At 62.3% G+C, this 1,932-nt stretch carries 1 protein-coding gene; it reads right to left on the bottom strand.

All coding sequences use genetic code 11. From position 1 onward, the window contains the following. Nucleotides 1-88 precede the first annotated feature (88 nt). Nucleotides 89-1,342 (bottom strand): group II intron reverse transcriptase/maturase, encoded by a 1,254-nt coding sequence (gene ltrA / locus AC1WTP_RS34310; protein ID WP_109903266.1) that lies wholly within the window; start codon nt 1,340-1,342, stop codon nt 89-91. Nucleotides 1,343-1,932 lie beyond the last annotated feature (590 nt).

Raw genomic sequence — 1,932 nt, 5'->3', positions numbered from 1 at the left:
AGGTCGGGTGGCCCGGGGGGATTTCACCCCCGGGCTCCCACAGAACCGTGCGTAACAGTCTCCCGTTACACGGCTCTTGTCATCCTGATCACCAGAAGCGCGGTGTCCATGCCCAGTGGGCGAAGAGCCTCGGGTACTGGCGGGTGATGCGCTGCCAGCACTGTTGGGCCTTCCTGAACGGCCGCAGTCGTTTGTACTTCTTGCGGATCCAGCGCACCAGGTAGGCGTTGATGCGTTCCAGGAGGGGCAGCAGCGCGGAGCGGTAGTACGCCCCGTAGTACTGCAGCCAGCCGCGCACGATCGGGTTGATCTTTCGTGCGAGCTCGGCGAAGGTGTGGCCGATCCGCAGGTGGATCCGCCAGGAGCGGACTTCCCTGCTGATCTTCTTCAGGGCTCCCTTGCTGATCGCGGGCAGGAAGTTGGTGAAGTTCTTCCCCTTCCTGCTTCGCGCCTTGCGGGCTTGGAACGTGAGTCCAAGGAAGGTGAACGACGTGTGCTCGTACGAGCCGCGCCGGTTGCCGTCCTTGCAGTACACGATCTTGGTCTTGTCGGGGTGCAGTCGCAGCCCGACCTCGTCCATCCTGTTCCCGAGTGCCGCCAGCACCTGGCGGGCCTGGCGCTCGCTGACGCAGTGCACGACCGCGTCATCGGCATAGCGTTCGAACTGCACGTCCGGAAAGTTGCGGGCGAGCCAGGTGTCGAACGCGTAGTGCATGAACAGGTTCGCCAGCACGGGCGAGACCGCGGACCCCTGCGGGGTCCCCCGGTCCCGCTGCTGCAAGGTCCCGTCGGGCAGTTGCAGCGGCGCTTGGAGCCACCGCTCGACATACAACGTCACCCAGACGGCGTCGGTGTGAGCCTGGACAGCCTTGACGATGAGGTCCCACCGGACGCTGTCGAAGAACTTCTGAATGTCAAGATCGATCACCCAGTCTTTCTTCCAACACCGTTGCCGGCAACGCTGGACCGCATCCAGGGCCGACCGCTTCGGCCGGTAACCGTAGGAATCCTCGTGAAATATTGGATCCACACGAATTCCCAAGTGCTTGGCCACCACGGTCTGCGCGACCCGGTCGGCGACGGTGGGGACGCCGAGCATCCTCGTGCCGCCGCCGTGCTGTTTCGGAATCTCCACCGCTCGCACCGGAGGCGGAAAGTACGTCCCCGACGACATCCGATTCCAGATCTTGTAAAGGTTGCCCTTCAGATCGGCCTCGAAGTCGGCGATGGACTGCCCATCCACCCCCGGCGCGCCCTGATTTCGCTTTACCTCACGAAACGCCTCCCAGACCTCCCACTTCGAAATCTCAAACGGCTTCTCTGGTGACTTCAGCTTGTCCATCGGCTCCTCCCGAACAACGTCCGGTTGACCAGACACACACAGCCACGGATGACCCGGCTCCTTCGCTCCACCCCCATTACAGGGGCTTCGGCACTACTACGAGCCGGTCCGCCAGCACGCCTCGCGACGATACTCAACCCCTTGCGGTGTCAGCCGCTTGGAGCGCTCCCTCTCGCACCCCGCGCCGGGGCAGCGGTGTCGAGACATGCCTTCCCACGTTCCGTGCAAGAGCAGCAGATCAGGCTCACGTCACCTCCATGCCGGACACCATCTGGCCAGTAAACGGGTATCCGCCAGACTCTTCCCGGGATCAACAAGGCACCCCGGTTTTGATGCCACCTAGAGTTAAATAACGACACGTCGTCAGTGATTCGCTCACGCTCGTCTTCCTGATCCCCACCTGACACTTCAATCAGTGCCTTTTCCACATCGCTCACCACGGTCGCGTTACCACTTCCGCAGCATGTGGCGGTTTGGAACCTCCCCCCGCAGGGCGATTCCGAAGGGCCAAAACCTTCATCTCCTGCACAGCACCGCATAAAGTCGCTCTACCTACATAAGCTCCTCCTTGCGTTCGTGGCACACCTTGT

Source organism: Micromonospora sp. R311 (assembly GCF_056780015.1).
This window is presented reverse-complemented; position numbering and strand designations above follow the sequence as displayed.

Coding starts and splice junctions, on each gene's coding strand:
- ltrA (WP_109903266.1), bottom strand. CDS start 1,342: ATGGACAAGCTGAAGTCACCAGAGAAGCCGTTTGAGATTTCGAAGTGG.